The 25,088-nt window shown below is 53.0% G+C and carries 25 protein-coding genes; 13 read left to right on the top strand and 12 right to left on the bottom strand.

Annotated elements, in window-relative coordinates; genetic code table 11:
* The 4 genes from sitB to AL515_RS19260 all read right to left on the bottom strand — a co-directional run bounded on the left by sitB (window position 1) and on the right by AL515_RS19260 (window position 3,737).
* Entirely contained in the window at window positions 1-816 is an 816-nt protein-coding gene (sitB, locus tag AL515_RS19275; RefSeq protein ID WP_048213039.1) for an iron/manganese ABC transporter ATP-binding protein SitB, read from the bottom strand.
* Window positions 813-1,730 carry a metal ABC transporter substrate-binding protein gene (locus tag AL515_RS19270; RefSeq protein WP_048213038.1) on the bottom strand — a complete coding sequence of 306 codons (918 nt, stop codon included), beginning with the start codon at window positions 1,728-1,730 and terminating at the stop codon, window positions 813-815. The genes sitB and AL515_RS19270 overlap by 4 nt, the downstream gene beginning before the upstream one ends.
* 182 nt (window positions 1,731-1,912) lie before the next feature.
* Window positions 1,913-2,686, bottom strand: a complete 774-nt coding sequence (locus tag AL515_RS19265; RefSeq protein ID WP_061068468.1) for a DUF4886 domain-containing protein — start codon at window positions 2,684-2,686, stop codon at window positions 1,913-1,915.
* A gap of 10 nt (window positions 2,687-2,696) precedes the next feature.
* Window positions 2,697-3,737 (bottom strand): porin, encoded by a 1,041-nt coding sequence (locus tag AL515_RS19260; protein WP_061068467.1) that lies wholly within the window; start codon window positions 3,735-3,737, stop codon window positions 2,697-2,699.
* A gap of 406 nt (window positions 3,738-4,143) precedes the next feature.
* Here AL515_RS19260 and AL515_RS19255 point away from each other — a divergent pair, with 406 nt between their 5' ends.
* Window positions 4,144-5,514 carry a class-II fumarase/aspartase family protein gene (locus AL515_RS19255; RefSeq protein WP_061068466.1) on the top strand — a complete coding sequence of 457 codons (1,371 nt, stop codon included), beginning with the start codon at window positions 4,144-4,146 and terminating at the stop codon, window positions 5,512-5,514.
* 46 nt (window positions 5,515-5,560) lie between these two features.
* Here AL515_RS19255 and AL515_RS19250 read toward each other — a convergent pair whose 3' ends face one another.
* The gene (locus AL515_RS19250) at window positions 5,561-6,454 is read right to left on the bottom strand and encodes a MurR/RpiR family transcriptional regulator (protein WP_061068465.1); all 894 of its coding nucleotides are present in this window, start codon (window positions 6,452-6,454) and stop codon (window positions 5,561-5,563) included.
* Window positions 6,455-6,807: 353 nt separating this feature from the next.
* Between AL515_RS19250 and dcuC the strand changes: the two genes are divergently transcribed.
* The 3 genes from dcuC to AL515_RS19235 all read left to right on the top strand — a co-directional run bounded on the left by dcuC (window position 6,808) and on the right by AL515_RS19235 (window position 10,352).
* A complete protein-coding gene (gene dcuC, locus AL515_RS19245) occupies window positions 6,808-8,175 on the top strand; it encodes a C4-dicarboxylate transporter DcuC (protein WP_061068464.1) in 1,368 nt (455 codons plus the stop codon).
* Window positions 8,176-8,226: 51 nt separating this feature from the next.
* A complete protein-coding gene (locus AL515_RS19240) occupies window positions 8,227-9,921 on the top strand; it encodes an NAD-dependent malic enzyme (protein ID WP_061068463.1) in 1,695 nt (564 codons plus the stop codon).
* Window positions 9,922-10,007: 86 nt separating this feature from the next.
* Window positions 10,008-10,352 (top strand): nitrous oxide-stimulated promoter family protein, encoded by a 345-nt coding sequence (locus AL515_RS19235; protein ID WP_048213037.1) that lies wholly within the window; start codon window positions 10,008-10,010, stop codon window positions 10,350-10,352.
* Between the two features lie 125 nt (window positions 10,353-10,477).
* Here the strand turns inward: AL515_RS19235 and AL515_RS19230 are convergent, their stop codons facing one another.
* The 7 genes from AL515_RS19230 to hypA all read right to left on the bottom strand — a co-directional run bounded on the left by AL515_RS19230 (window position 10,478) and on the right by hypA (window position 16,987).
* On the bottom strand, window positions 10,478-10,906 hold the full coding sequence (locus AL515_RS19230) for a TOBE domain-containing protein (protein ID WP_003037421.1): 429 nt from the start codon (window positions 10,904-10,906) through the stop codon (window positions 10,478-10,480).
* Between the two features lie 44 nt (window positions 10,907-10,950).
* Window positions 10,951-13,029, bottom strand: coding sequence for a formate hydrogenlyase transcriptional activator FlhA (gene flhA, locus AL515_RS19225; RefSeq protein WP_061068462.1), 2,079 nt, complete (start codon window positions 13,027-13,029; stop codon window positions 10,951-10,953).
* 219 nt (window positions 13,030-13,248) lie between these two features.
* Window positions 13,249-14,259 carry a hydrogenase maturation carbamoyl dehydratase HypE gene (hypE, locus tag AL515_RS19220; RefSeq protein WP_061068461.1) on the bottom strand — a complete coding sequence of 337 codons (1,011 nt, stop codon included), beginning with the start codon at window positions 14,257-14,259 and terminating at the stop codon, window positions 13,249-13,251.
* Window positions 14,256-15,377 carry a hydrogenase formation protein HypD gene (hypD, locus tag AL515_RS19215; protein ID WP_048213035.1) on the bottom strand — a complete coding sequence of 374 codons (1,122 nt, stop codon included), beginning with the start codon at window positions 15,375-15,377 and terminating at the stop codon, window positions 14,256-14,258. The genes hypE and hypD overlap by 4 nt, the downstream gene beginning before the upstream one ends.
* Window positions 15,377-15,649, bottom strand: coding sequence for a hydrogenase 3 maturation protein HypC (hypC, locus tag AL515_RS19210; RefSeq protein ID WP_061068460.1), 273 nt, complete (start codon window positions 15,647-15,649; stop codon window positions 15,377-15,379). The genes hypD and hypC overlap by 1 nt, the downstream gene beginning before the upstream one ends.
* Window positions 15,640-16,512: a hydrogenase nickel incorporation protein HypB gene (gene hypB / locus AL515_RS19205; RefSeq protein WP_061068459.1), complete on the bottom strand. Its 873-nt coding sequence runs from the start codon at window positions 16,510-16,512 to the stop codon at window positions 15,640-15,642. The genes hypC and hypB overlap by 10 nt, the downstream gene beginning before the upstream one ends.
* Window positions 16,513-16,615: 103 nt before the next feature.
* A complete protein-coding gene (hypA, locus tag AL515_RS19200; RefSeq protein ID WP_061068458.1) occupies window positions 16,616-16,987 on the bottom strand; it encodes a hydrogenase maturation nickel metallochaperone HypA in 372 nt (123 codons plus the stop codon).
* Between the two features lie 198 nt (window positions 16,988-17,185).
* On the opposite strand from hypA, the gene hycA reads away from it, so the two are divergent.
* The 9 genes from hycA to hycI all read left to right on the top strand — a co-directional run bounded on the left by hycA (window position 17,186) and on the right by hycI (window position 25,064).
* Window positions 17,186-17,644 carry a formate hydrogenlyase regulator HycA gene (hycA, locus tag AL515_RS19195; protein WP_048213032.1) on the top strand — a complete coding sequence of 153 codons (459 nt, stop codon included), beginning with the start codon at window positions 17,186-17,188 and terminating at the stop codon, window positions 17,642-17,644.
* A gap of 143 nt (window positions 17,645-17,787) precedes the next feature.
* A complete protein-coding gene (gene hycB / locus AL515_RS19190; RefSeq protein WP_043017341.1) occupies window positions 17,788-18,399 on the top strand; it encodes a formate hydrogenlyase subunit HycB in 612 nt (203 codons plus the stop codon).
* A complete protein-coding gene (gene hycC / locus AL515_RS19185; protein ID WP_061068457.1) occupies window positions 18,396-20,222 on the top strand; it encodes a formate hydrogenlyase subunit 3 in 1,827 nt (608 codons plus the stop codon). Before hycB ends, hycC begins: the two co-directional genes overlap by 4 nt.
* Window positions 20,223-20,224: 2 nt before the next feature.
* Window positions 20,225-21,148, top strand: coding sequence for a respiratory chain complex I subunit 1 family protein (locus AL515_RS19180; protein WP_061068456.1), 924 nt, complete (start codon window positions 20,225-20,227; stop codon window positions 21,146-21,148).
* A 17-nt stretch (window positions 21,149-21,165) separates the two neighbouring features.
* Entirely contained in the window at window positions 21,166-22,875 is a 1,710-nt protein-coding gene (hycE, locus tag AL515_RS19175; protein WP_061068455.1) for a formate hydrogenlyase subunit HycE, read from the top strand.
* A gap of 9 nt (window positions 22,876-22,884) precedes the next feature.
* The gene (hycF, locus tag AL515_RS19170; protein ID WP_003037391.1) at window positions 22,885-23,427 is read left to right on the top strand and encodes a formate hydrogenlyase subunit HycF; all 543 of its coding nucleotides are present in this window, start codon (window positions 22,885-22,887) and stop codon (window positions 23,425-23,427) included.
* Window positions 23,427-24,194, top strand: coding sequence for a formate hydrogenlyase subunit HycG (hycG, locus tag AL515_RS19165; RefSeq protein ID WP_003037388.1), 768 nt, complete (start codon window positions 23,427-23,429; stop codon window positions 24,192-24,194). Before hycF ends, hycG begins: the two co-directional genes overlap by 1 nt.
* Window positions 24,191-24,601, top strand: coding sequence for a formate hydrogenlyase maturation HycH family protein (locus AL515_RS19160; protein ID WP_003037385.1), 411 nt, complete (start codon window positions 24,191-24,193; stop codon window positions 24,599-24,601). Before hycG ends, AL515_RS19160 begins: the two co-directional genes overlap by 4 nt.
* On the top strand, window positions 24,594-25,064 hold the full coding sequence (hycI, locus tag AL515_RS19155) for a hydrogenase maturation peptidase HycI (RefSeq protein ID WP_003037382.1): 471 nt from the start codon (window positions 24,594-24,596) through the stop codon (window positions 25,062-25,064). The genes AL515_RS19160 and hycI overlap by 8 nt, the downstream gene beginning before the upstream one ends.
* The last annotated feature ends 24 nt before the right edge of the window (window positions 25,065-25,088 follow it).

The raw sequence follows: 25,088 nt of genomic DNA, 5'->3' as shown, positions 1-25,088 counted from the left end.
CTATTCCCCCTCGCGTGCCGCGCGGCGCGAAATAAACGGGCGCTCATCATCGGTAATCACATGCTGCTCACCCCCACTCAATGCGACGTGACGCAGAACGCCGCTAAATGCCTGTTCAAGGTTCTCGGTGGTAAAGGTGGTGTCAGTTGGACCGCTTGCCAGCACGGTGCCTTTAATCATTACCGTGTAATCACAAAACTCGGTGACCGAGCCCAGGTTATGGGTGGAGACCAGCATGGTTCGGCCCTCATCACGCAATTCGCGCAGCAGGTCGATGATCCGGGCTTCGGTTTTTACATCCACGCCGGTGAAGGGTTCATCCAGTAAAATAACCTGCCCATCTTGTGCAATGGCCCTTGCCAGGAAAACGCGTTTTTTCTGCCCACCGGACAGTTCACCAATCTGGCGATGGCGATATTCCAGCATATCAACCCGCGCCAGTGCAGCATCCACGCAGGCGTGATCGTGCGCCTTTGGCCGACGCAGCCAGCCCATATGGCCAAAACGTCCCATCATGACCACATCTTCCACCAGTACCGGAAATGACCAGTCCACCTCTTCAGACTGGGGCACATAAGCAATCAGATTCTGTTTTAGCGCCTTGTTGACCGGCTGTTGCAGGATAGAGATTTCCCCCTGTGCCAGCCGGACAAACCCCATCAACGCCTTAAACAGTGTTGATTTCCCGGAACCGTTGACACCAACCAGTGCGGCAATCGAGCCGCCCGGAACCTGAAACGTGGCATCCCGCAGTGCAGTGTGGCCGTTGCGATACGTCACCGTAACCTGATTCACGGTAATCGCAGATTGACTCATGGTTGACTCCCAAGGCCGTTATTGATGCCGTTAACAATGGTTTGTGTGGTGACGCGCAGTAGATCCAGATAGGTCGGGACCGGGCCGTCGGCAGCGCTGAGTGAATCGACGTACAGCACGCCGCCGTAATGTGCGCCAGACTCCCGGGCTACCTGACGCGCGGGTTTGTCGGACACGGTACTTTCGCTAAATACCGTGGGGATCTGATGCGCACGTAAGGTATCGATCACCTTGCGTACCTGCTTCGGCGTACCTTGTTGATCGGCGTTGATCGGCCATAAGTACAGTTCTTTCAGGTCGTTATCGCGCGCCAGATAGGAGAACGCCCCTTCGCTAGTGACCAGCCAGCGTTTATCGGCAGGAATTTTGGCAAGTTCGGCCTGGAGCGGCGCGAGCGTTTGCTGAATTTCTGCTTTATAGCGATCGGCATTCTTCTGGTAGGTCGCTGCGTTTTCCGGGTCATATTTCATTAACGCATCGCGAATGTTATCCACGTAAATCAGTGCGTTGTCTGCTGACATCCAGGCATGCGGATTGGGTTTTCCATTGTATGGCCCTTCGCTGATGCCCATCGGTTTTACGCCGTTTGAGACCATCACTTCCGGTACGCCGGACAGATGTTGGTAGAAGCGGGTAAACCAGAGTTCCAGATTGAGACCATTAGAGAGAATTAACTGCGCGCCCTGCGCCCGCTTAATGTCGCCTGGCGTGGGCTGGTATTCGTGAATCTCTGCCCCGGGTTTGGTGATTGAACTGACGTCTGCCGCATCGCCTGCCACATTGCTTGCCATATCAGCAATGATCGTAAACGTCGTGATGACCTTGAACTTTTCTTTCGCCCAGGCAGGCGACAGCGTAAGTGCCGTCAACAGGCTGGCAAGGAGAACTGACTTCAGACGAGGCAGATGCGGCATAGTATCCCTCACAACAAAGTGGTTAATTAATCATCGAATATAGCCTTTGCTATGTTATATAGCACATGGCATAAATAAATGAAAATAATTCTTATTTGCGTAGGGTGCTAAGGAATAGATGGGGGATAATGTGTTTTACGCCGGTACGATTGCCGGCGTGTTGGGAACGAATAACCCGGTGATTATGACTTTTGGAACTCGGTGACGGTTTCCCATGCTACCTGTTGTAACACTTTGGCGGTGGCTGGGGTCATGTCCGTATCAACAGGGAGCGCGCCGCCGACTGGAGACTGGTTATACAGGGTAGCGAAGAATACGCAGGCAGCGAGATACGTTCCAGAAATCGAAGGATGTACACCATCATGATAATACAGGTTAATTTCTGGGTGCGTTTTACGTGCTTTCTCGAAAGCCAGACCTACCGGAGCCACATATCCCCCCGTTTTTTGCGCAATCGAGATATAAGCATCTGCCAGTTTTTGGCTATCTTCGGGTTTGTCTTTTTTCGGCCAGGTCATGAAATAGACAACTTTTGCACCGGCTTTATGCGCCATCTCAGCCATTTGGGTTGCAGAGTCCACGAAGTTTTGTCGGGTACTTTCTTTCTTTGAAATCGTTTCTGTTGAGTTCCCCTGCAGGATGACGACATCCCATTTCTGTAGCGTGTTCTGATAGCGCATATTCTCAATTTGCCAGCCTAAATGACCGCTGGAAATCGTGATCCCCCGATACTTATAGCCTTTGGCATGGTCTGGCAGTAGGGACTGCGTTAAATCCCGCAGGCGGGTATTAATATTATTGTTATAGAAAGTGAAAGAGTTACCATAAAGCGCGACAATTTTATTCTCGCCATCCATTTTCGCATGTGCGGAAGGTGCTAATAACGTATCCGCGTGAGCACAGAGACTACTTAATGCGAGGGTCGTCGCTGCGGCAAGCAATGTTATCTTTTTCATTTTTTATCTCTTAGAAATCATAACGGAGCCCAACGATGAGCGCATCATCATTGGTTTTTTTGTTCTTACTGGCGAACTCTTTATCGTAAGTAAATGATAACCACGTATCTTCAGCCAATGTTAATTGCGCTTCAGCACGCCAGTCTTCTTTTTCAGCAATATCTTTACCATCTTCATTTAAAAAACTATATCCGGTGAGAACCTTGACGGTGCCAAAATTGTAGGAAATGAGTGAATCCATCCCTTTATAATTATTATCGCTTTTGTTATCGCGAGAAATAGAAGTACGCAATGCGGTTACCGCGACTTCATAGGCTTTATAGCTGAGTTGTAATCCTCCCATAATTTGATCGTTTTGATTACGCCCATCGGTGGTCACTACGCCATCCTGTCGTTTGTAACGACTGGCCGCTATCGCAGGTGTAATCCTAAAATCGCCAAATTTGAAAGACTTACGATAGCTGGCCATTGCCCCGTAATCCAGCGCTTCGTTATCACTGTTGCCGTTACCGGAGACCCATGCCAGCTGGATTTCGTTACCGGCAAATTTGGCGTTCCACTGAACGGTGCCGTCCTGTCGGTTGAACTGGTAAGAATCATCAATGGTTGTAATACCATAGCTGTAGATATTGGGGGTGAAGTTTTTATACTTATCGGTCATTTTCATCACCTGATACAACGGGTTCTTGGTTCTCCCGGTGATCAGCTCGCCCCATGTTTTATTTGACAGGCCGACATAGGAATAACGGGCCTCCATATCGCTTTCACCGGTATTGTTATCATTTTTTTCGGTACGCACCTGCCATTCCAGGCGCCCCACGATTTTAGTTTCTGGCAGAAGGTCCAGATCCCGGGTGAGATAAATACCGACACGGCCACCCAGATCGCTTCGGCTTTCGCTACCAGCAAATGAATTCTGGCCACTCGCAATTTTTCCCTCAACGCGGCCATAAATATCCAGCGTATTTCCGTCCTTATTATAGACGTTTAAGGCGAACGCCGAGGAACTCATACCCATTAGTAATATTAGTGAATAATTTTTTAGCTTCATGTCATCCCTCAAACTTGCATTAATTTCCTGACCATAAAATAAAGTTCACAGCGGGATAATTGTTTGTGGAAAAGGAATGGCAGCGGTATGGGAATCATTTTTTCTCGTAATGAAATGTGATTATTCACGCATAAATATCTCTATTTTTGCTATTATATTAATGGTTCTAATATTTTATGAACGATTCTTTTGAAATGTTACGGCTATTTGATCTACATTTTAAAAATTACTGTGAAGTGCATCGCATTTCTACTGGATAGAAAAGCTGAAAATGGGAAAGTTGTATTCTCATAATTATTTTTGGGGTGGGAATACTATTTTCCCCTATAAATTGGCAGACAGATCCCGCAAAATTGATTAATCACATTTTCGATTATCACGCATTCATTGGCCGGAGAGGCGCTGTATGTACGGGAAGCAAACAACGGTATTTGATTCTGACCTTTATTCATCATTGTTCACTCAGGCCAGGATGCGGGAAATATGGTCTGACGACAATCTGCTGCGTTGTTGGTTGCGCTTTGAGGCGACGGTCGCTCGCGTGCAAAGTGAGTTGGGGATTATCCCTGAACAGGCGGCCGTTGAAATTGAACAAACCTGTCGGGAAATACAGATAGACTGGCCAGCGCTGGCGCAGGAAACACAGACGGTCGGCATGGCGATAAAACCGCTGATCGATCAGATCTCCGCCAGCGGAACGCCGCTGGTAAGTCAGTTTCTGCATTGGGGATGCACCACTCAGGATTTACTCGACTCAGGCATGGCGATGAGATTGCAGCAAACGCTGCGGCTATTGCGTGAGCAATTGCTTGATGTTGGCGAAACCATGAAAACGATGGCGTTACGACATGCTCGTACGGTAATGGTTGCTCGCACCAATTCGGTGGATGCCTCTGCAACGACGTGGGGGCTGCATGTTTGCAGTTATCTGGCGGAGATAAACCGCCACCTGACAAGGCTCCAGCAGCTGTATCCGCGCGCCGTTACCGGACTCTTTGGCGGTGCGGTGGGCAACCTGGCTTCTGTGGGCGAGCAGGGAATGGAAACGCGCAAGCGGCTGATGTTAGCGCTGGGTCTGAACGTGCCCTGCGGGATTAATAATGCCAGCCAGGATGCGGTTGTTGAGGTTGTGCAGTTTTTTGCTCTTATCCACGGCACGCTGTGTCGCCTGGCTAACGATGTCGAAACCATGGGACGCACGCCGATTGCCGAAGTGCTTGAAGGAGAAGGCGGCGGCGGGTCAAGCACGATGCCGCACAAAGTGAATCCGCGCGCCAGTAACATGATGCAAACGTTGGCAAGGATGGGGTGGATGTATGCTTCCGGCGCGCCAGCAATGCTGGATCAACAGGATGTGCGAGCCGCCTCAATGCGGGTACTGAACTGGACGATCCTCCCGGAGGCCTCTAATGCGTTATCGACCAGCCTGATGCGCGCAAAAAATCTGCTTTCGCATCTCATTGTTAATGAAGAGAAGATGCGCGCTAATTTTGACTGCTCGAAGCACTTTATTATGTCGGAATCGCTGACGATGAAACTTGCCGCCAAAATTGGCAGAGAGTCCGCTTATAACCTGGTGAAAAACCTGCTGAAGCATGCAACCGGCGAGCACAGCTTCATGGAGATCGTACAGGCTAGCCCGGAAATCCGCGCGTCATTGTCTGTGGCAGAAATTACCGCCGCCTGTGAGCCGCTGTCATATATCGGGGCTAACGATGCGCTCATTGCGGAAACAATTGCTGAGTTCGATCGCGTGAAAACCGCAGAGATTGCCTGATTCGTCATGCTGCCGGGCGGGATAACTCTCCTGGCGGCTGGCAGCGCTAAGTATTATGAGCCGATGCAGAAAATGTTTCGAAGAAGACGAACAATTCTTCCAGTTGGGCAAAATTCCCCTCGCTATCTCCTTTCTCATAAGCCAGATGCAGAATGAGTTCGATAAAAAAGAAGCCAAGAATACGGCTTTGAAAAATGGAATGTACGTCGCTTGGGAGAACAAACTGCAGATCGCAGAACTTACCGTAAGGGTTCGCCTCTGAGTTGGTCACCAACACTACGACGGCATTCTTTTTTCTGAACCATTTTGCAATATTGAGCGCGACCCGGTTAAATCGATAGTAAGAGAACACAATCAGGACGTCCTCCTCCTTGATATTGATGAGGCATTTGGGGAGTTCGCTGATGTCTGTTGGTAACAGGGTAATATCGCTGCGAAAGTACTTTAGCAACGTACAAAAATGCGTCGCCATGGCATGAGAAGATGAAGGACCGACGACATAAATATGGCGTTGATTGTTTAATACCAGATCGATAAACGCATTCAGGCTTTCAATATCGATATTATTTTTAAATTGACTAAATAACGTTGATATTTTATGCGTGAAATCAGTAACAATACTTTCTGTCGTGATGCTGGAATTGTTACGCAGTTTGATGTTTTTCTCAAAAGGTGCTGATAGTTTATTTTTTGACAGTGTAATGTCTAATGCTTTACGGAAAGCGGCATAACCGGTAAAACCTATTTTATTCAGGAATCGACCGATAGTAGCTTTACTTACCATCGCATTCTGCGAGAGATCAACAATGCCATGATAGGGGAGTTCATTGAAGTGCTTATTAATGTACTCATTAAGTCGGCACTCAGATTCTGTAAGATCGCCCATATTAAGAGTAAGTGAGTTATACTCATCCAGACTTAACGTGTTTTTTTTGTACATAGATAACACCCGATGGCTGTTGTATATCAACGCTGTTATAGGGTAATACGCTTTCGAGGTCAATCATTGAATGAATATCCTGGAAACCCGCATCCAGCCTTTTTTGGAGGATGTGACCGTATTCAGATGAGTTGCGATCTTACTCACAAAAAGAGGTGGGAAAACACCTTTCCCGTATTTTACAACCACACAACCCATTACAATTAAATCTCAATATTTGAGTATGTAATACGATAAATTTACGTACATATTATAACTGCTTATATATGGATGTGATTTCCCGGTATCCTGCATAAGCTATGATGATATGACGGGTAACCCTACCAGATTTGTATGGCATAGGAATTGTTATTATGACGGCGTTTATTATAGCAATAGTGATAACAGTTATTGCTGCATGGTTAATTGTTAAAAATTATCAGCCGCAAACTGTTTTATTACTCGCTGGACTGGCATTATTGACCATCACAGTACTGTTTTATCCAGAAAACAGCATTCTCTATGATAAAGCGAAATCCACGGGGTCAACCTGGCTGGATATCTTTAGCTTTGCAAAAGCATCGTTGACCACACAAATTGCGGGTATCGGTCTTATCATCATGGCGGCGGGTGGATTTGCCAGCTATATGGATCACATCAAAGCATCGAACGCGATGGTGAATATGTGCATTCGCCCGCTACAGGTAATTAAAGCGCCTTACCTTATCCTCGCGTTGGGGTACATCTGCGCGCAGCTTCTGCACGTGGCAATTTCAAGTGCGGCGGGCCTGGCAATGTTGCTGTTGGTGACATTCTTCCCGGTTCTGGTGCGCCTCGGAGTCAGTAAAGCCTCTGCGGCCGCGATGATTGCCCTGTGCGCGTTTATGGATCTAGGGCCTGCGGCAGGTACGGCGAATCTGGCGGCGAAGCATGCCGGAATGGAAAGCGCTATCTACTTTGCTCATTACCAGATGCCGGTTGCGGTGGCGGTTATGCTGGCCGTGGCGGTGGTGATTTACTTCACCGCGAAATATTTCGACAAAAAGGATGGCTTTGTACCGGGTGCGCAAAGCGTGGCGCAAGCGGAAGAAGAGGGTCGCAAAGCGCCCGCGATTTATGCTCTTTTGCCGGTCCTGCCGGTGGCACTGGTGCTGGTCTTTAGCCCTTTGGTTATCAAATCCATCAAAATTGACGTAGTCACGGCGATGATCCTTGGCGCTGTGGTCGCATTTTTCTTTGAACTGGTGGCTACCCGTGATTTCAAAAGCAGCTGCAAAGGATTACAGGTCTTTTTCAAAGGCATGGGCAGCATGTTTACCAGTATCGTTTCCTTGCTGGTATGTGCGGATATCTACGCCCAGGGGTTGCAGAAAATTGGCGCGGTGGACTACCTGTTACAGTCAGTGCAAAACGCAGGACTGGGCTTTACCAGCATGACGCTGGTGATGACCGCGCTGGTGGGCGTAACCGCCATCCTGACAGGCTCTGGTGTTGCCGCCTTTTTCTCCTTCTCCGGACTGGCCCCCTCCATTGCAGCAAAATTTGGTGAGAGCGCCGTCAATATGATCCTGCCTATGCAGTTAATGGCGGGAATGGGGCGCTCAATGTCCCCAGTGGCTGGAATCATTATTGCGGTGAGTAAAGCAGGAGAATGTTCACCGTTTATGATCGTCAGAAGAACGCTGCTTCCAGCGCTGGCCGGTATTGCGGCGATGCTGGTTGCCAACTATGTCCTGATTTGAATCCCGAGAGCCTGCTAATGCAGGCTCTTATTTTTTATCTGGTTGTAATTTATGGATGGCAACGTGACAAACGATGTTTTATACGTCCCGTTTACGGGGAAGTTACTGCTTGAATCTCCGTTATTAAACAAGGGAAGCAGCTTCACGCAGCAAGAAAGGCACGACTTTAACCTGAGTGGGCTACTGCCTTGCGCCATTGAGAATATTGATGAACAAGCCGAACGGGCGTATCAACAATATCTTGAGGCTGAGTCCCACAACGCTCGACATATTTACCTGCGTAATATCCAGGATACCAACGAAACGTTATTTTATTACCTGCTGAAAAAGTATCTTCCAGAGATGCTGCCCATCGTTTATACCCCGGTAGTCGGGGCCGCCTGTGAAAAATTCTCGTGGATATATCGTCGTGCGCGCGGTGTTTTTATCTCCTGGCCCGATCGCGATCGTATTGACGATATTTTGCATGATATTCCACGGCACCATATCAAGGTCATCGTCGTCACCGATGGTGAGCGCATTCTGGGGCTGGGCGACCAGGGCGTTGGCGGTATGGGAATTCCTATCGGGAAACTGTCGCTCTATACCGTCTGTGGCGGGGTAAATCCGGCGAATACGCTACCTATTTTACTGGATGTCGGCACGAATAATGCGCGACTGCTGGACGATCCGCGCTATATCGGCTGGCGTCATCCGCGCATAACTGGTGAAGACTATTTCGCATTTATTGGAATGTTTATTGCTGCCGTAAAACGGCGCTGGCCTAACGTTCTGCTGCAGTTTGAAGATTTTGCCCAGCATACCGCGGTACCGCTGCTGGACCGTTATCGCGATGAGCTGTGCTGTTTTAACGATGATATTCAGGGCACGGCGTCGGTGGCTCTGGCGACTTTGGTTGCTGCCTGCCGAGGCAGCGGTCGTGACTTCCGTCAGCAATCAATCGTAATTGTGGGGGCGGGGGCTGCGGGATGTGGGATTGCCCGGCATATTATTGCCTGTCGCATCAGTGAAGGAATGAGCCAGGCTGAAGCCAGACGGACCATTTTTATGGTGGATCGCGACGGTCTGGTGATGACCACCAATAATGCCTTAGCTGATTTCCAGCAACCGCTGGCGCAGTCGCCCGAGGAAATTTCTGACTGGCAGTATGAGGGGCCGGCACCGTCGTTACTGGAGGTGATCCACAATGCCAAACCGGCGGTTATGCTGGGGGTGTCGGGTCAGGCTGGATTGTTCTCGCAGGAGGTAATTAGCACGATGTACCAATACTGCGACCGTCCGATTGTTATGCCGTTGTCGAATCCCACTTCGAGAATGGAAGCGCGACCAGAAGATATCATTCGCTGGACCGAGGGACAGGCCATCATTGCGACCGGCAGTCCCTGCGGTGTGATTGAATTTAATGGACGCTCCATTCCGGTGGCGCAGTGCAATAACGTGTATGTTTTCCCGGCCATCGGTCTGGGGGCTATCGCCAGCGGCGCGACACGCGTAACAGAGGCTATGCTGATGGCGGCAAGCCGTGCGCTGGCCGATGCTTCCCCGTTGGTGCGTAACGGGGAAGGCGCTCTGTTGCCGGAGATTGGGACAATCTGCGAGGTGACCCGCAGCATTGCCTTTGAGGTCGGTAAGGCGGCACAGCAGTCGGGTGTGGCAGAGAAGATGAGCGACGACGCGCTGTCGCAGAGTATTAAAGATAACTTTTGGCTACCGCACTACCGTCCTTATAAACGCAGGGCTATTTAGCCGTTGTGACGAGTAAGCGGTACTCGGGTCTTGGTTGCCTTCATGATTAAGGTGTATTATTTATGCAACTTAGTTATGGAGGCATCATGTCCGGCAAACGTATTGCTCGTGAAAAAATGACGATCCAAAAGATGATATCGCTGTACGAAAGCCAGTGTCCGGAAGCTTCAGATGAACAGGGGCATTACGATGCGTTGTTTGCTTATGCGCAAAAGCGCCTGGACAAGTGCGTGTTTGGCGAGGAAAAACCGGCCTGCAAACAGTGTCCGGTACACTGCTATCAACCTGCTAAACGCGAAGAGATGAAGCAAATTATGCGTTGGGCCGGGCCGAGAATGCTCTGGCGTCACCCAATTCTGACCGTTCGCCATTTGATTGATGACAAGCGTCCCGTCCCGGAATTACCTGAGAAATATCAGCGCAAGAAGTAATCTGGTTATTTTGTGCCGGATAGCGGCGATGCCTTATCCGGCCAGCAAGCGCAGGCTCACCTGTCGCGTAGGCCCGATAAGCGTAGCGCCATCGGGCAATTTAACTATCCGGTACCGGATGGCGGTTACGCTTTGGTGGCAATAAGAATGGCCGAAGCTTTGATCAGCGCGATGACCCGGCTTCCCTGGCTCAGTTTCATCTCTTGCTGACTTTCGTTCGTCACGACCGCGACAATGTCAAAACCGGCATCAGTTTTGATGTGTACGGTGGCGTTAACGGCGCCTTCGGTTACCTGTGAAACGCTACCGGCAAATTGGTTACGGGCAGAGAATTTCAGGCCACAGTCTTCAGTCGCCAGCGTCACCCACGGCGCTTTAATCAGCGCAATGGCTTCTTTTCCTTTCGCCAGACCCAGTGCCTGCTGGCTGCTATGGGTCACAATCGCGACCAGTTTTGCGCCGCCAGCCAGCGTCAGTTCAACTTCATCATTCACTGCACCAGTGGCAACTGCACTGACTGTACCGGTTAATTGATTACGTGCTGATACCGCCATACTGCCTCCTTTCGTTGAGTTATCACCCAGTATAGCCACAATGGCTAAACCAGCGCATCCTTATCAATACCTAATCGCTTCATACGCGACAACAACGTGGTTCGTTTTAGCCCCAATCGCTGCGCAGCACCTTTAGGACCGGCAACCACGCCGTTGGTCTCTTTCAGGACGCGCATGATCAACTGGTATTCGTCCTCGCCATCCTGCGCAACTTCGGTGGCTACCGGCGGTGCGGACGGCGTCAACGCGGCAATATCCGGCAGGGACAGCTGTAGCACGTTGCCTCGGGTAAGCAGAACCGCGCGCTCCACCACGTTTTCCAGTTCGCGCACGTTACCCGGCCACTCCATGCTGCTCAAGGTACGAAGCGCTTCGGCAGGAATACTGTCGATATTGCGTCCCATCCGGCGAGCAATTTTAAAGGTAAAGGCTTTCACCAGCAGTGGGATATCTTCCGGGCGCTCGCGCAGCGGAGGTAAATGGATTGGGAAAACGTTCAGCCGGTAATACAGATCGTTACGGAATTCCCGATCGGCAACCATCTTTTTCAGATCGCGGTTAGTGGCGGCGATCAACCGAACGTCGGTCTGGATCAGCTTGTTGCTGCCCAGGCGTTCAAATTCCTGCTCTTGCAGTACGCGCAGCAGCTTAGGCTGTAGCTCCAGCGGCATGTCACCTACTTCATCGAGGAACAGCGAGCTTTTATCCGCCAGTTCAAAACGACCAATTCGCTGTGTGCTGGCCCCGGTAAACGCGCCGCGCTCGTGACCAAACAGGTCGCTTTCCAGTAATCCGGCAGGCATTGCCGCGCAGTTCATCTTCACCATCCGGCGGGCGTTACGCCCACTCAGATTATGAATCGCTCTGGCGATCAGCTCTTTACCCGTACCTGTCTCACCCAGAATCAATACGGTGCTGTCGCTCTGCGCCACCATTTCGACCTGTTTGAGTACGCTGTACATGGCTTCGCTGCGACCGATAATTTCGCCGAACTCACTGTCCACATTGTTCAGTTGCTCGGTCAGCGCCAGGTTTTCATCGACCAGACGTTCTTTCAGGCGATGTATCTCCTGATAGGCAAGCGCGTTATCTACCGCAATGGCTACGCGTTCGGCAATCTGGCGCAACAGTTTCAGGTTGGCGGTGGTGAAAACTTTTTCTTCACACTGCGCCAGTTTGAGCACGCCAAGCATCGTGTTGCCGGACATCAGCGGCAGCAGGCACAGAGTCTGTAGCTGGTTGCCCCAGGTTTCGAACAGCATCCGTTCGTAAGGGGCGAGCGTATCGCGTTCGCTCAGATTAATCAGCAGCATCTCTTTGCTTTTGAAAACGCGTTCAGAAAGCGTACCTGCTTCATCCACTTCACTTTGTTCGTGCGCCGGATGATGTTCATCCAGATAGTGGGTGGAATAAATGCTGAGCTTGTTTTTGCGATCGCTGCGTAACACGATGCTGATGGCATCAATGTCGAAGTAGTGATGGATCTCTTTGGCGACTTCGCTGACCAGCTCGTCAATGTCCAGGCGGGAGAGCACCGCATTGGTGATGGCGACGAGGATACGAAAGTTGTCACGTTCGCGACACAGCAAATCGTAATCGACGTTGTTGCTGACTCTGCTCTGAATTTGTTCCGCAACGACGCCGACTATCTGGGTAAAGGTCTGCAGCCGGTTGTACTCTTTTTCACTCCACGGACGATCTTCGTTGCGGATGAATTCACAGCCGCCAAAGATGCGTCCATCCGCCGCCAGCGGCAGCAGGCAGTAGTGGCCAAATTCAGAATACAGTCCACCTGAAGCCAACTGTGGCCAGGTTTCCGTAAACTCATGATAGTTGCAGTGCAGCGCATCGGGGCGAGACAAAATACGGCGTACCGGGCCATGGGCCAGTACCGTTTCATCTTCATAATCGATGGGTTTACCATTTTCACGCGTCGCAAAATAACGCGCACGCTGCGTTTGTGCCTGCCATAAGACAATAGCCGCACAGTCGGCCAGCGCTGAACGCTTGACCAGCTGCGAAAGCGCCTCGCTGAGAGACGGGAGATCGGGCTGCTGTAATAATGTACGAGTAATATCGAACAGGCCTTGCTGTCCGAGGTCACTCATCGGTGTATACGACATATTGCTTTTCCAGGAAAAGCACCGCAGAACGGTGCGAAAACGGTAAATGAATTATAGGTATAAGTCGTAAATCATTGCCGGATAGCTGACCGCGAACTCGCTGGTCACGCAATCCGTAGGCCTGATAAGCAAAGCGCCATCAGGCGATAATGCAGCGTTAATGCCGGATGTCGACGCAAATGCGTCTTATCCGGCCTACAGTATGCTGCCAACTGGCTGCTAACATATACGAGGTAAAGGTTCGGCGTGTGGTAAATCGAGGGTCCGTTTCACGCCGTACAGTCCGGCCAGACGCACACCTTTGCGTTCTACCACTTCACCAATCAGCGCGGCATCGCGTCCTAAAGGATGGGCGTGGAGTGCGGCGAGCACGGCTTCAGCAGCCTGACGTTCAACGGCAATCACCAGCTTACCTTCGTTAGCAAAATTGAGCGCATCCAGACCCAGCAGTTCGCAAACGCCACGCACCGCGGGTTTCACGGGCAGGGCCGCTTCAGACAGCTCAATGCCAAACCCGCATGATGCGGCAAATTCATGCGTTACCGCATTCACGCCGCCACGGGTCGCGTCACGCAGCGCCTTCACGCCGGGGATATCACGTAGCGTCTGGATAAGCGGCGTCAATACCGCGCAGTCGCTGACCAGTTCGCCATCAAGACCCAATTGTTCGCGCAGGTTAAGGATAGTTGCGCCGTGATCGCCAAGCGTACCGCTGACCAGCAGCACATCGCCCACGCTCAGGGTCTGGGCACCCCAGTGAATGTTGGCGGGGATCGCGCCCATTCCGGCGGTGTTGATAAAAAGTTTGTCCGCCGCGCCGCGCTGCACAACTTTGGTATCGCCGGTTACGATAGCAATACCCGCTTCGCGCGCGGTTGCCGCCATGCTGTTAACGACGGTTTTCAGCGTGTCCATTGGCAGACCCTCTTCGAGGATAAAACCGCAGGAGAGGTAGCGCGGTATCGCGCCGCTGACCGCCACGTCGTTAGCCGTACCGCAGATTGCCAGCTTGCCGATATTACCGCCCGGGAAGAACAACGGATCGATAACATAGCTGTCGGTTGAAAACGCCAGACGATCGCCTTCAGCGACCAGTTGCGCCAGTTCCAGACGTGCCTGATCTTCTTGTTCCGCCAGCCACGGATTCGCAAATGCCTCCATAAACAGACTGTTGATCAACTGCTGCATAGCCTGGCCGCCGCTACCGTGGGCGAGTTGTACGCTGTTCATGCTTCACACTCCTGCTGACGATACTGATACCAGGCGGCACATGCGCCTTCGGAGGAGACCATCAGGGCGCCAAATGCGGTCTCCGGGTTACAGGTTTTGCCAAATAGCGGGCACTGATGCGGTTTGCATCTGCCGGTCAATACCTCTCCGCAACGCGCGCGCGGATCGTCATACACCTGCTGCGGCGCTGGCTGGAAATGCGCTTCGGCGTCAAAGCGCTGATAGTCAGGTGTCAGGTGAACGCCTGATGATTCAATGACGCCCAGACCGCGCCATTCGCTGTCGCCATTCACGCTGAACACGTCGGCGATAGCCTGTTGGGCTAACGCGTTACCGGCGTCAGGTACCACGCGACGGTACTGGTTTTCTACCTGGCTGTGCGCGGCAATTTTCTGCTCAATTAACATCACCACGCCTTGCAGGAGATCGAGCGGTTCAAAACCGGCGACCACTAACGGACGATGGAAGTCTGAAGCAATGAAATTATAGGCATCTGTGCCAATCACCATGCTGACGTGGCCTGGTGCTAAAAAGGCGTCAATACCGTTGTCCGGCTGTTCCAGCAGGCTGCGCAGCGTAGGGATCAAGGTGATGTGCTGGCAGAAAAAGTAAAAGTTCTGCACATCGCGCTGTTTGGCCTGCTGCAGAGTGATGGCGGTTGTCGGCATGGTGGTTTCAAAACCCAGGCCAAAGAACACCACTTTGCGCGTTGGGTTTTCCTCGGCCAGCTTCAGCGCATCCATTGGGGAATAGACGATACGGACATCCGCGCCGCGCGCTTTGGCTTGTAGCAGAGAACCTTGTTTACCCGGGACGCGCATCGCGTCGCCAAAGGTGCAGAAAATCACTTCCGGGTGGCTGGCGATTTCGACACAGCTGTCAATTCTGCCCATCGGCAGAACGCACACCGGGCAGCCTGGACCGTGAATAAACTCGACGTTTTCAGGCAGTAACTGGTCGAGACCGAACTTGAAGATTGCGTGGGTATGACCCCCACAAACTTCCATGATGCGCAGCGGGCGTTCAGCCGTGTAGGGGAGGAGTGCAGCACGTTCACACAGGTGCTCTATCAACTGCATCACCTGTTCTGGTGCGCGGTATTCGTCAACAAAACGCATTATTTTTCCTCGCCATACAGCAACGCGCCGACATCCGGCTCAACGTCAAACATGTTTTGTAGCGCGTCGAGCGTGTCGCGCGCTTCTGCTTCATTAATGATGCTCATGGCGAAACCGACGTGAACCAGTACCCACTGGCCCAGGCGTGGCTCACCCTTTTCATCACAGCTACCGACCAGCGTCAGATCGACGTCGCGCTGAATACCGCAAACGTCGACCTTTGCCTGGTTGCCATCAATGGTGCGGATTTGACCCGGAACACCTATGCACATCGCTGATTCTCCAGCCATGACAGCCATTGATCCATCCCTTCGCCGCTGGTGGCGGAAATCAGGATGATCTCAATTTCCGGATTCACTTCCCGGGCGCTGGCGATGCACTTATCTACGTCAAAATTGAGGTACGGCAGCAGATCCACTTTGTTGAGCAGCATCAGCGATGCGGCGGCAAACATATGCGGATATTTCAGCGGTTTGTCTTCACCTTCGGTGACGGAAAGCACGGCGACTTTATGACGTTCGCCGAGGTCGAAACTGGCCGGGCACACCAGGTTGCCGACGTTTTCAATGAACAAAATACCGTTATCGTCAAGCGGCAAACGCGGCGCGGCGTCAGCAATCATTTGTGCGTCAAGGTGGCAACCTTTACCGGTGTTGACCTGAATGGCGGGCGTACCTGTGGCGCGAATACGGGCAGCATCGTTCACCGTCTGCTGGTCACCTTCGATAACGGCGCACGGCACGCTATCTTTCAGCTTCATCAGCGTTTTGGTCAGCAGTGTGGTTTTACCGGAGCCCGGGCTTGAAACAAGGTTCAGCACCAGATGCTGACGGGCCGCAAAGCGGGCACGGTTGCGCTCGGCCAGGCGGTTGTTTTTGTCCAGTACGTCAATTTCCACTTCCAGCATACGGCGTTGGCTCATACCTGGTGCGTGGGTTCCAGCCTCACCGTGACCGTAGTGCAAATCGCCTTCGTCGGTCTGGCTCGGTGTGAAATTTGAGGTCTTCACACCGGTAATATTCAGCGCTGGACGAGCCGCTGGGGCAAATGGCGCGCTGCGAAACGCCGAGTGGGGATTATGCTCATCACCCTCTATATATAGGTTGCCTTCAGCGCAACCACATGTCGTACACATCGCTCACTCCTGATCTTTTTACTTGCGATACATCTGTTGCCGGATGGCTGCGTTGCCTTATCCGGCCTACAAACGAGCCCTTTGTGTAGGCTGGATAAGACGCTTAGGCGTCGCCATCCGGCGCTGGAGTCTGATCTATTTCAATACGTCGAATCTGTAAGCTGTCATCGGCCACAATTCTCAGCATATCGCTGTTGCATTGCGGACATCGGCGCACGCGTTGCGTCAGTAACGTGACGTATTGCTGACAAGATTCGCACCAACATTCGGCTTCTTGTTCTTCGAGGTGGAGTTTACAACCTTCTGCAAGGGTCCCGCGGCATACCAGATCAAAACAAAAGGAGAGAGCGCTGGTTTCTACGCAAGAAAATGCGCCAATTTTGAGCCAGACCCCAGTTACTCGCTGAGCACCGTGTTGCGTGGCCTGTTGTTCAATCAATTCCAGTGCCCGTTGGCAGAGGGTTATTTCGTGCATACCGCCTCCTGTGAAGTTGCCGTATCAAAAGCAATAAGCATGCCAGGTTGAATTTTTTCATTCGTGACAATGACGACGATGACGAAATGACATGTCGTCACCCGCCTTTGGTTTTTTATCTATATGAAAATTAAGTAATTTAATTTTGGCATGAAATGTGCTTAAGGCTGTTCATCTCTGCTAAACGGGTAACCTGACATGACTATTTGGGAAATAAGCGAAAAAGCCGATTACATCGCTGAACGGCATCGTCGCCTACAGGACCAGTGGCGTATCTACTGCAACTCGCTGGTTCAGGGGATCACCCTGTCAAAAGCGCGTTTGCATCATGCGATGAGCTGCGCGCCGGACAAGGATTTGTGCTTTGTCCTTTTTGAACACTTCACTATCTACGTCACGCTGGCGGACGGCTTCAATAGCCACACCATCGAGTACTACGTCGAAACAAAAGATGGTGATGATAAGCAACTGATTGCACAAGCAGAGTTGACCCTCGACGGTAAAGTCGATGAGCGTATCAGCAACCGCGATCGCGAGCAGGTGCTGGAGCACTATCTCGAAAAAATCGCCAGCGTCTACGACAGCTTGTACACCGCGGTTGAAAACAATATGCCGGTGAATTTAAGCCAGCTGGTTGAAGGACATAACCCGGCTTAAGCCTCGGGTGCTGCCCAGTTTTGTCATGATGCGCTTTCATTCTGCGTCACGACAGTTTAGGGAATGGGCATGTCGAAAAATGTCGAAATGACATTTCGCAGACATGTTTTCGTCAAAAATGACTATCACCTGAGGAATGCCTGGTGAATCGTTTTGTAATTGCTGACTCCACTCTTTGCATTGGCTGCCACACCTGTGAGGCCGCCTGCTCAGAGACACATCGCCAGCATGGCCTGCAGTCAATGCCGCGCCTGAAAGTGATGTTAAATGAAAAAGAATCCGCGCCGCAGCTTTGCCACCAGTGTGAAGATGCGCCTTGCGCCACCGTTTGCCCGGTTAATGCGATTAACCGTGTCGATGGCGCCGTACAGCTGAATGAAAGCCTGTGCGTCAGCTGCAAATTGTGCGGGATTGCCTGTCCGTTCGGCGCGATAGAGTTTTCCGGCAGCCGTCCGCTGCACATCCCGGCGAACGCCAATACGCCAAAAGCGCCTCCGGCTCCGCCGGCGCCTGCGCGTGTGAGCACGCTGCTGGACTGGGTTCCGGGCGTTCGCGCCATCGCGGTGAAATGCGATCTGTGCAGTTTTGACGAGCTTGGTCCGGCCTGCGTGCGCATGTGCCCAACCAAAGCCCTGCACCTGGTGAGCAACATGGATATCGCCCGCGCCAGCAAACGTAAGCGTGAGCTGACTTTCAACACCGATTTCGGCGATCTCACCTTGTTTCAGCAGGCTCAGAGTGGGGATGCAAAATGAGCGCAATTTCACTAATTAACAGCGGCGTGGCCTGGTTTACAGCGGCGGCGGTTCTGGCATTTCTGTTTTCATTTCATAAATCGTTGAGTGGCTGGATTGCCGGGGTTGGCGGTGCAGTGGGCAGCCTGTATACGGCGGCTGCGGGTTTTAGCGTACTGATTAATGGGCTGGCGGTCAGCGGCGTGATGCCGTTTATTGGTCACAGTCTGCAAATGACGCCACTGAACGCTATCTGGCTGATTACGCTGGGTCTGTGCGGTCTGTTTGTCAGCCTGTACAACATTGACTGGCATCGTCATCCGCTGGTTTTAGCTAACGGCCTGCTGGTCAATCTGCTGATGGCCGCGGCGGTATGTGCGGTGGTTGCCAGCAACCTCGGTACGCTGGTGGTGATGGCGGAAATCATGGCGCTGTGTGCTGTGTTCCTCACCGGATGCAGTAAAGAAGGCAAACTGTGGTTTGCGCTGGGACGTATTGGTACGCTGCTGCTGGCGGTTGCCTGCTACCTTGTGTGGCAACGTTACGGCACTCTGGAGCTGCGTCTGCTAGACCTGCGCACCCAGGAGCTGCCGCTCGGGTCTGACATCTGGCTGCTGGGCGTGGCAGGTTTTGGCCTGCTGGCCGGGATTATTCCTCTGCACGGTTGGGTGCCACAGGCACACGCCAATGCCAGCGCACCGGCTGCGGCGCTGTTCTCTACCGTCGTCATGAAGGTGGGTCTGCTGGGGATTCTGTCGCTGTCGCTGCTGGGCGGTAACGCGCCGCTGTGGTGGGGCATAACGCTGCTGGTGCTGGGCATGATTACCGCGTTTGTCGGCGGTCTGTATGCGCTGATGGAGCACAACATCCAGCGTCTGCTGGCGTATCACACGCTGGAAAACATCGGCATTATTCTGCTGGGTCTGGGTGCTGGCGTGACCGGGATTTCCCTTAATCAACCAGCACTGATTGCGCTGGGTTTAACCGGCGGTCTGTACCATCTGGTCAACCACAGCCTGTTCAAAAGCGTTCTGTTTCTGGGCGCAGGCAGCATCTGGTTCCGTACCGGTCATCGTGATATCGAAAAACTGGGCGGGATCGGTAAACGTATGCCGGTTATCTCTCTGGCGATGCTGGTTGGCCTGATGGCGATGGCCGCGCTGCCGCCGCTGAACGGTTTTGCCGGCGAATGGGTTATCTACCAGTCCTTCTTCAATCTGGGTAACAGTGGCGCGTTTGTCGGTCGTCTGTTAGGGCCGTTGCTGGCGGTTGGGCTGGCAATTACCGGCGCGCTGGCGGTGATGTGTATGGCGAAAGTCTATGGCGTTACGTTCCTTGGCGCACCGCGCACGAAGGAAGCTGAGAATGCCTGTTGTGCGCCAATCCTGATGAGCGTGAGCGTCGTTGCGCTGGCTATCTGCTGCGTGATTGGCGGCGTTGCTGCGCCGTGGCTGCTGCCGATGATCTCCTCTGCCGTTCCGCTGCCGCTGGAAACCGCCAACACCACCGTTTCTCAGCCAATGATCACGCTACTGCTGATCGCATGTCCGCTGCTGCCGTTCATCATCATGGCAATTTTCAAAGGCAACCGTCTGCCGTCACGTTCACGCGGTGCGGCATGGGTCTGTGGTTACGATCACGAGCAGTCAATGGTCATTACCGCGCACGGTTTTGCCATGCCGGTCAAAGAAGCCTTTGCCCCGGTACTCAAACTGCGTAAATGGCTGAATCCGGTATCACTGGTTCCGGGCTGGCAGAATGCGGCTGCGCCGGTGCTGTTCCGTCGCCTGGCGCTGATTGAGCTGGCGGTACTGGTGGTGATTGTGGTTTCACGAGGAGCCTGAGAATGAGTGTTTTATATCCGTTAATTCAGGCGCTGGTGCTGTTTGCCGTTGCGCCGCTGCTGTCCGGCGTTACCCGTGTGGCGCGCGCGCGCTTGCACAATCGCCGTGGTCCGGGCGTTTTGCAGGAGTACCGCGACATTATCAAACTGCTCGGCCGTCAGAGCATTGCGCCTGCGGATTCCAGCTGGGTTTTCCGCCTGACGCCGTTTGTGATGGTGGGCGTGATGCTGACTATCGCCACCGCGTTGCCGGTAGTGACCGTTGGCTCACCGCTGCCGCAACTGGGCGATCTGATCACCTTAATTTATCTGTTCGCCATCGCTCGCTTCTTCTTTTCTATCGCGGGTCTGGATACCGGTAGCCCGTTTACCGCCATTGGTGCCAGCCGTGAAGCGATGCTCGGCGTGCTGGTTGAACCCATCCTGCTGCTGGGCCTGTGGGTCGCAGCGCAGGTCGCGGGTTCAACCCATATCAGCAATATCGCCGATACCATTTACCACTGGCCTGCTGCGCGCAGCATCCCGCTGATTCTGGCGCTGTGCGCCTGCGCTTTCGCCACCTTTATCGAAATGGGCAAACTGCCGTTCGATCTGGCGGAAGCCGAGCAGGAACTGCAGGAAGGTCCATTGACCGAATACAGCGGCAGCGGTTTTGCGGTGCTGAAATGGGGCATTAGCCTCAAGCAACTGGTCGTTCTGCAAATGTTCGTCGGTGTGTTCCTGCCGTGGGGACAGATGGAAACCTTTACCGCAGGTGGACTGCTGCTGGCGCTGGTGATTGCCATCGTCAAGCTGGTCCTCGGCGTGCTGGTCATCGCCCTGTTCGAAAACAGCATGGCGCGTCTGCGTTTTTGCGCCACTTCACGCGTGACCTGGGCCGGTTTTGGGTTTGCGTTTTTAGCGTTCGTCTCCTTGCTGGTGGCGTGATTTAAGAGAGTTTGAGCATGTCTGAAGAAAAATTAGGTCAACACTATCTCGCTGCGCTGCACCAGGCCTTCCCGGGTGTGGTGCTGGATGAAGCCTGGCAGACCAAAGATCAGCTGACGATCACCGTCAAGGTGAACTACCTGCCGGAAGTGGTGGAATTCCTGTACTACAAACAGGGCGGCTGGTTGTCCGTGTTGTTTGGTAACGACGAGCGCCAGCTGTGCGGCCATTACGCTGTTTACTACGTGATGTCGATGGAGCAGGGCACCAAATGCTGGATAACCGTCCGCGTTGAAGTCGATGCCAATAAACTGGAGTTCCCGTCCGTAACGCCGCGCGTTCCGGCTGCGGTCTGGGGCGAGCGCGAAGTGCGCGATATGTACGGTTTAATCCCGGTTGGTTTGCCGGATGAGCGTCGCCTGGTACTGCCGGATGACTGGCCGGACGAACTCTATCCGCTGCGTAAAGACAGCATGGATTATCGTCAGCGTCCGGCGCCGACTACCGATGCGGAAACCTACGAGTTCATCAACGAACTGGGCGACAAGAAAAACAACGTGGTGCCAATTGGTCCGCTGCACGTCACCTCCGATGAACCCGGTCACTTCCGCCTGTTCGTTGACGGCGAGAACATTATCGATGCCGACTACCGTCTGTTCTATGTCCACCGCGGCATGGAGAAACTGGCGGAAACCCGTATGGGTTACAACGAAGTGACGTTCCTGTCAGATCGCGTGTGTGGTATCTGCGGCTTTGCGCATAGCACTTCCTATACCACCTCCGTTGAGAATGCGATGGGCATCGTGGTGCCGGAACGTGCGCAGATGATCCGTGCCATTCTACTGGAAGTTGAGCGTCTGCACTCGCACCTGCTGAACCTCGGCCTGGCCTGTCACTTCACCGGTTTTGACTCCGGCTTTATGCAGTTCTTCCGCGTGCGTGAAACGTCGATGAAGATGGCGGAGATCCTCACCGGGGCACGTAAAACCTACGGTCTGAACCTGATCGGCGGTATCCGTCGTGATCTGCTGAAAGAAGATATGATCCAGACCCGTCAACTGGCGCAGCAGATGCGTCGTGACGTGCAGGAACTGGTCGATATGCTGCTCAGCACGCCGAACATGGAACAGCGTACCGTTGGTATTGGTCGTCTGGATCCGGAAATTGCCCGTGACTTCAGTAACGTCGGCCCGATGGTTCGCGCCAGCGGCCACGCGCGTGACACCCGCGCCGATCACCCGTTTGTCGGCTATGGTCTGCTGCCGATGGAAGTTCATAGCGAGCAAGGCTGCGACGTTATTTCTCGTCTGAAAGTTCGTATTAATGAAGTCTATACCGCACTGAATATGATCGACTTTGGTCTGGATAACCTGCCGGGCGGCCCGCTGATGGTGGAAGGCTTTACCTACATTCCTCACCGTTTCGCACTGGGCTTTGCTGAAGCGCCGCGTGGAGATGACATCCACTGGAGCATGACCGGCGACAACCAGAAACTGTATCGCTGGCGCTGCCGTGCGGCGACCTACGCCAACTGGCCGACGCTGCGCTACATGCTGCGTGGTAATACCGTTTCCGATGCGCCGCTGATTATCGGTAGCCTCGATCCTTGCTACTCCTGTACTGACCGTATGACCGTGGTCGATGTACGTAAGAAGAAGAGCAAAGTCGTGCCGTACAAAGAACTTGAGCGCTACAGCATCGAGCGTAAAAACTCGCCGCTGAAATAAGGAATCGCCATGTTTACCTTTATCAAAAAAGTCATCAAAACCGGGGCGCCGACGTCGTCGTATCCGCTGGAGCCGATTGCGGTCGATAAAAACTTCCGTGGCAAACCGGAACATAATCCGCAGCAGTGTATTGGCTGCGCGGCCTGTGTGAATGCGTGCCCGTCGAACGCGTTGACGGTAGAAACCGATCTGGCCACCAATGAGCTGGCGTGGCAGTTCAATCTCGGTCGCTGCATCTTCTGCGCCCGTTGCGAAGAAGTTTGCCCGACGGCGGCGATCAAGCTGTCGCAGGAGTATGAACTGGCGGTGTGGAAGAAAGAGGATTTCCTGCAGCAGTCCCGCTTTGCGCTGTGTAATTGCCGCGTATGTAACCGTCCGTTTGCGGTACAAAAAGAGATTGATTACGCCATTGCGCTGCTTAAGCACAACGGTGATAGCCGCGCGGAAAACCACCGTGAAAGCTTTGAGACCTGCCCGGACTGTAAGCGCCAGAAATGCCTGGTGCCGTCTGACCGTATTGAACTGACTCGCCATATGAAAGAGGCCAGCTGATGAGCAATTTATTAGGCCCACGTGACGCCAACGGTATTCCGGTACCGATGACGGTGGATGAATCCATTGCCAGCATGAAAGCGTCGCTGCTAAAAAGCATCAAGCGTTCAGCGTACGTTTACCGTGTGGACTGCGGCGGCTGCAACGGTTGCGAAATCGAAATCTTCGCCACGCTTTCTCCGCTGTTTGACGCCGAACGTTTTGGCATCAAAGTGGTACCGTCCCCGCGCCATGCGGATATCCTGCTGTTTACCGGCGCGGTAACCCGTGCCATGCGCTCTCCGGCGCTGCGCGCCTGGCAGTCTGCGCCAGACCCGAAGATTTGTATCTCTTACGGTGCCTGCGGTAACAGCGGTGGTATTTTCCACGACTTATACTGCGTATGGGGCGGCACCGACAAAATCGTACCGGTGGATGTGTATATCCCTGGCTGCCCGCCAACGCCTGCAGCCACGCTGTATGGTTTTGCGATGGCGCTTGGCCTGTTGGAACAGAAAATTCATGCACGTGCGCCGGGCGAACTGGACGAACAACCTGCTGAAATTCTGCATCCGGATATGGTTCAGCCGCTGCGCGTGAAGGTGGATCGCGAGGCTCGCCGTCTGGCGGGATACCGCTATGGTCGCCAGATTGCTGATGACTATATGACGCAGTTAGGGCAGGGCGAGCATCAGGTGGCGCGCTGGCTGGAGGCGGAAAACGATCCGCGTCTGACCGAGATCGTCACGCATCTTAACCATGTTGTCGAAGAGGCGCGTATCCGATGAGTGAAACGGTGGTGTTCAGCCAACTGAGCCGTAAGTTTATTGATGAGAACGATGCGACGCCCGCCGAGGCGCAGCAGGTTGTCTATTACAGCCTGGCGATTGGTCACCACCTTGGGATCATCGATTGCCTGGAAGCGGCGTTAACTTGTCCATGGGACGAATATCTGGCATGGATTGCTACCCTTGCTGAGGGAAGCGAAGCCCGCCGGAAAATGGAAGGTGTGCCGAAATACGGCGAGATCGTTATCGATTTCAACCATGTGCAAATGCTGGCACGCGCGTTCGATGATGCGCGTGCCGTACAGACCCCGCAGCAGCAGGAGTGGAGCAAGCTGATGCTTAGCATGCTGCACGACATCCACCAGGAAAGCGCCATCTATCTGATGGTGAGGAGACACCGTGACTGACGTTTTATTATGTGTGGGTAACAGCATGATGGGCGATGACGGCGCGGGCCCGCTGCTGGCTGAAATGTGTGCTGCAAATCCTCAAGGCAACTGGGTTGTCATCGACGGCGGTAGCGCGCCGGAGAACGATATTGTCGCCATCCGTGAACTGCGTCCGCAACGTTTGTTGATTGTTGATGCCACCGATATGGGGCTGAACCCAGGTGAAATCCGCATTATCGATCCCGATGACATTGCCGAGATGTTCATGATGACCACCCATAACATGCCGCTGAATTACCTGGTCGATCAGTTGAAAGACGACGTTGGTGAGGTGATTTTCCTCGGCATTCAACCGGACATCGTCGGTTTTTACTACCCGATGACACAGCCGATCAAAGATGCTGTTGATACCGTCTATCAGCGATTAGCCGGTTGGGAAGGACACGGTGGATTCTCCGAGCTGGAAGCGCCAGAAGAGTAAACCGTATCAGTGCCGGATGTGAGT

It is taken from the genome of Citrobacter sp. FDAARGOS_156, from assembly GCF_001559235.2.
GTDB lineage: Bacteria > Pseudomonadota > Gammaproteobacteria > Enterobacterales > Enterobacteriaceae > Citrobacter > Citrobacter youngae.
This window is presented reverse-complemented; position numbering and strand designations above follow the sequence as displayed.

Bases quoted from the DNA above. Each gene is read 5' to 3' on its own strand.
- sitB (WP_048213039.1), bottom strand. From the start codon at position 816: ATGAGTCAATCTGCGATTACCGTGAATCAGGTTACGGTGACGTATCGC.
- AL515_RS19270 (WP_048213038.1), bottom strand. From the start codon at position 1,730: ATGCCGCATCTGCCTCGTCTGAAGTCAGTTCTCCTTGCCAGCCTGTTG.
- AL515_RS19265 (WP_061068468.1), bottom strand. From the start codon at position 2,686: ATGAAAAAGATAACATTGCTTGCCGCAGCGACGACCCTCGCATTAAGT.
- AL515_RS19260 (WP_061068467.1), bottom strand. From the start codon at position 3,737: ATGAAGCTAAAAAATTATTCACTAATATTACTAATGGGTATGAGTTCC.
- AL515_RS19255 (WP_061068466.1), top strand. From the start codon at position 4,144: ATGTACGGGAAGCAAACAACGGTATTTGATTCTGACCTTTATTCATCA.
- AL515_RS19250 (WP_061068465.1), bottom strand. From the start codon at position 6,454: ATGTACAAAAAAAACACGTTAAGTCTGGATGAGTATAACTCACTTACT.
- dcuC (WP_061068464.1), top strand. From the start codon at position 6,808: ATGACGGCGTTTATTATAGCAATAGTGATAACAGTTATTGCTGCATGG.
- AL515_RS19240 (WP_061068463.1), top strand. From the start codon at position 8,227: ATGGATGGCAACGTGACAAACGATGTTTTATACGTCCCGTTTACGGGG.
- AL515_RS19235 (WP_048213037.1), top strand. From the start codon at position 10,008: ATGTCCGGCAAACGTATTGCTCGTGAAAAAATGACGATCCAAAAGATG.
- AL515_RS19230 (WP_003037421.1), bottom strand. From the start codon at position 10,906: ATGGCGGTATCAGCACGTAATCAATTAACCGGTACAGTCAGTGCAGTT.
- flhA (WP_061068462.1), bottom strand. From the start codon at position 13,029: ATGTCGTATACACCGATGAGTGACCTCGGACAGCAAGGCCTGTTCGAT.
- hypE (WP_061068461.1), bottom strand. From the start codon at position 14,259: ATGAACAGCGTACAACTCGCCCACGGTAGCGGCGGCCAGGCTATGCAG.
- hypD (WP_048213035.1), bottom strand. From the start codon at position 15,377: ATGCGTTTTGTTGACGAATACCGCGCACCAGAACAGGTGATGCAGTTG.
- hypC (WP_061068460.1), bottom strand. From the start codon at position 15,649: ATGTGCATAGGTGTTCCGGGTCAAATCCGCACCATTGATGGCAACCAG.
- hypB (WP_061068459.1), bottom strand. From the start codon at position 16,512: ATGTGTACGACATGTGGTTGCGCTGAAGGCAACCTATATATAGAGGGT.
- hypA (WP_061068458.1), bottom strand. From the start codon at position 16,987: ATGCACGAAATAACCCTCTGCCAACGGGCACTGGAATTGATTGAACAA.
- hycA (WP_048213032.1), top strand. From the start codon at position 17,186: ATGACTATTTGGGAAATAAGCGAAAAAGCCGATTACATCGCTGAACGG.
- hycC (WP_061068457.1), top strand. From the start codon at position 18,396: ATGAGCGCAATTTCACTAATTAACAGCGGCGTGGCCTGGTTTACAGCG.
- AL515_RS19180 (WP_061068456.1), top strand. From the start codon at position 20,225: ATGAGTGTTTTATATCCGTTAATTCAGGCGCTGGTGCTGTTTGCCGTT.
- hycE (WP_061068455.1), top strand. From the start codon at position 21,166: ATGTCTGAAGAAAAATTAGGTCAACACTATCTCGCTGCGCTGCACCAG.
- hycF (WP_003037391.1), top strand. From the start codon at position 22,885: ATGTTTACCTTTATCAAAAAAGTCATCAAAACCGGGGCGCCGACGTCG.
- hycG (WP_003037388.1), top strand. From the start codon at position 23,427: ATGAGCAATTTATTAGGCCCACGTGACGCCAACGGTATTCCGGTACCG.
- AL515_RS19160 (WP_003037385.1), top strand. From the start codon at position 24,191: ATGAGTGAAACGGTGGTGTTCAGCCAACTGAGCCGTAAGTTTATTGAT.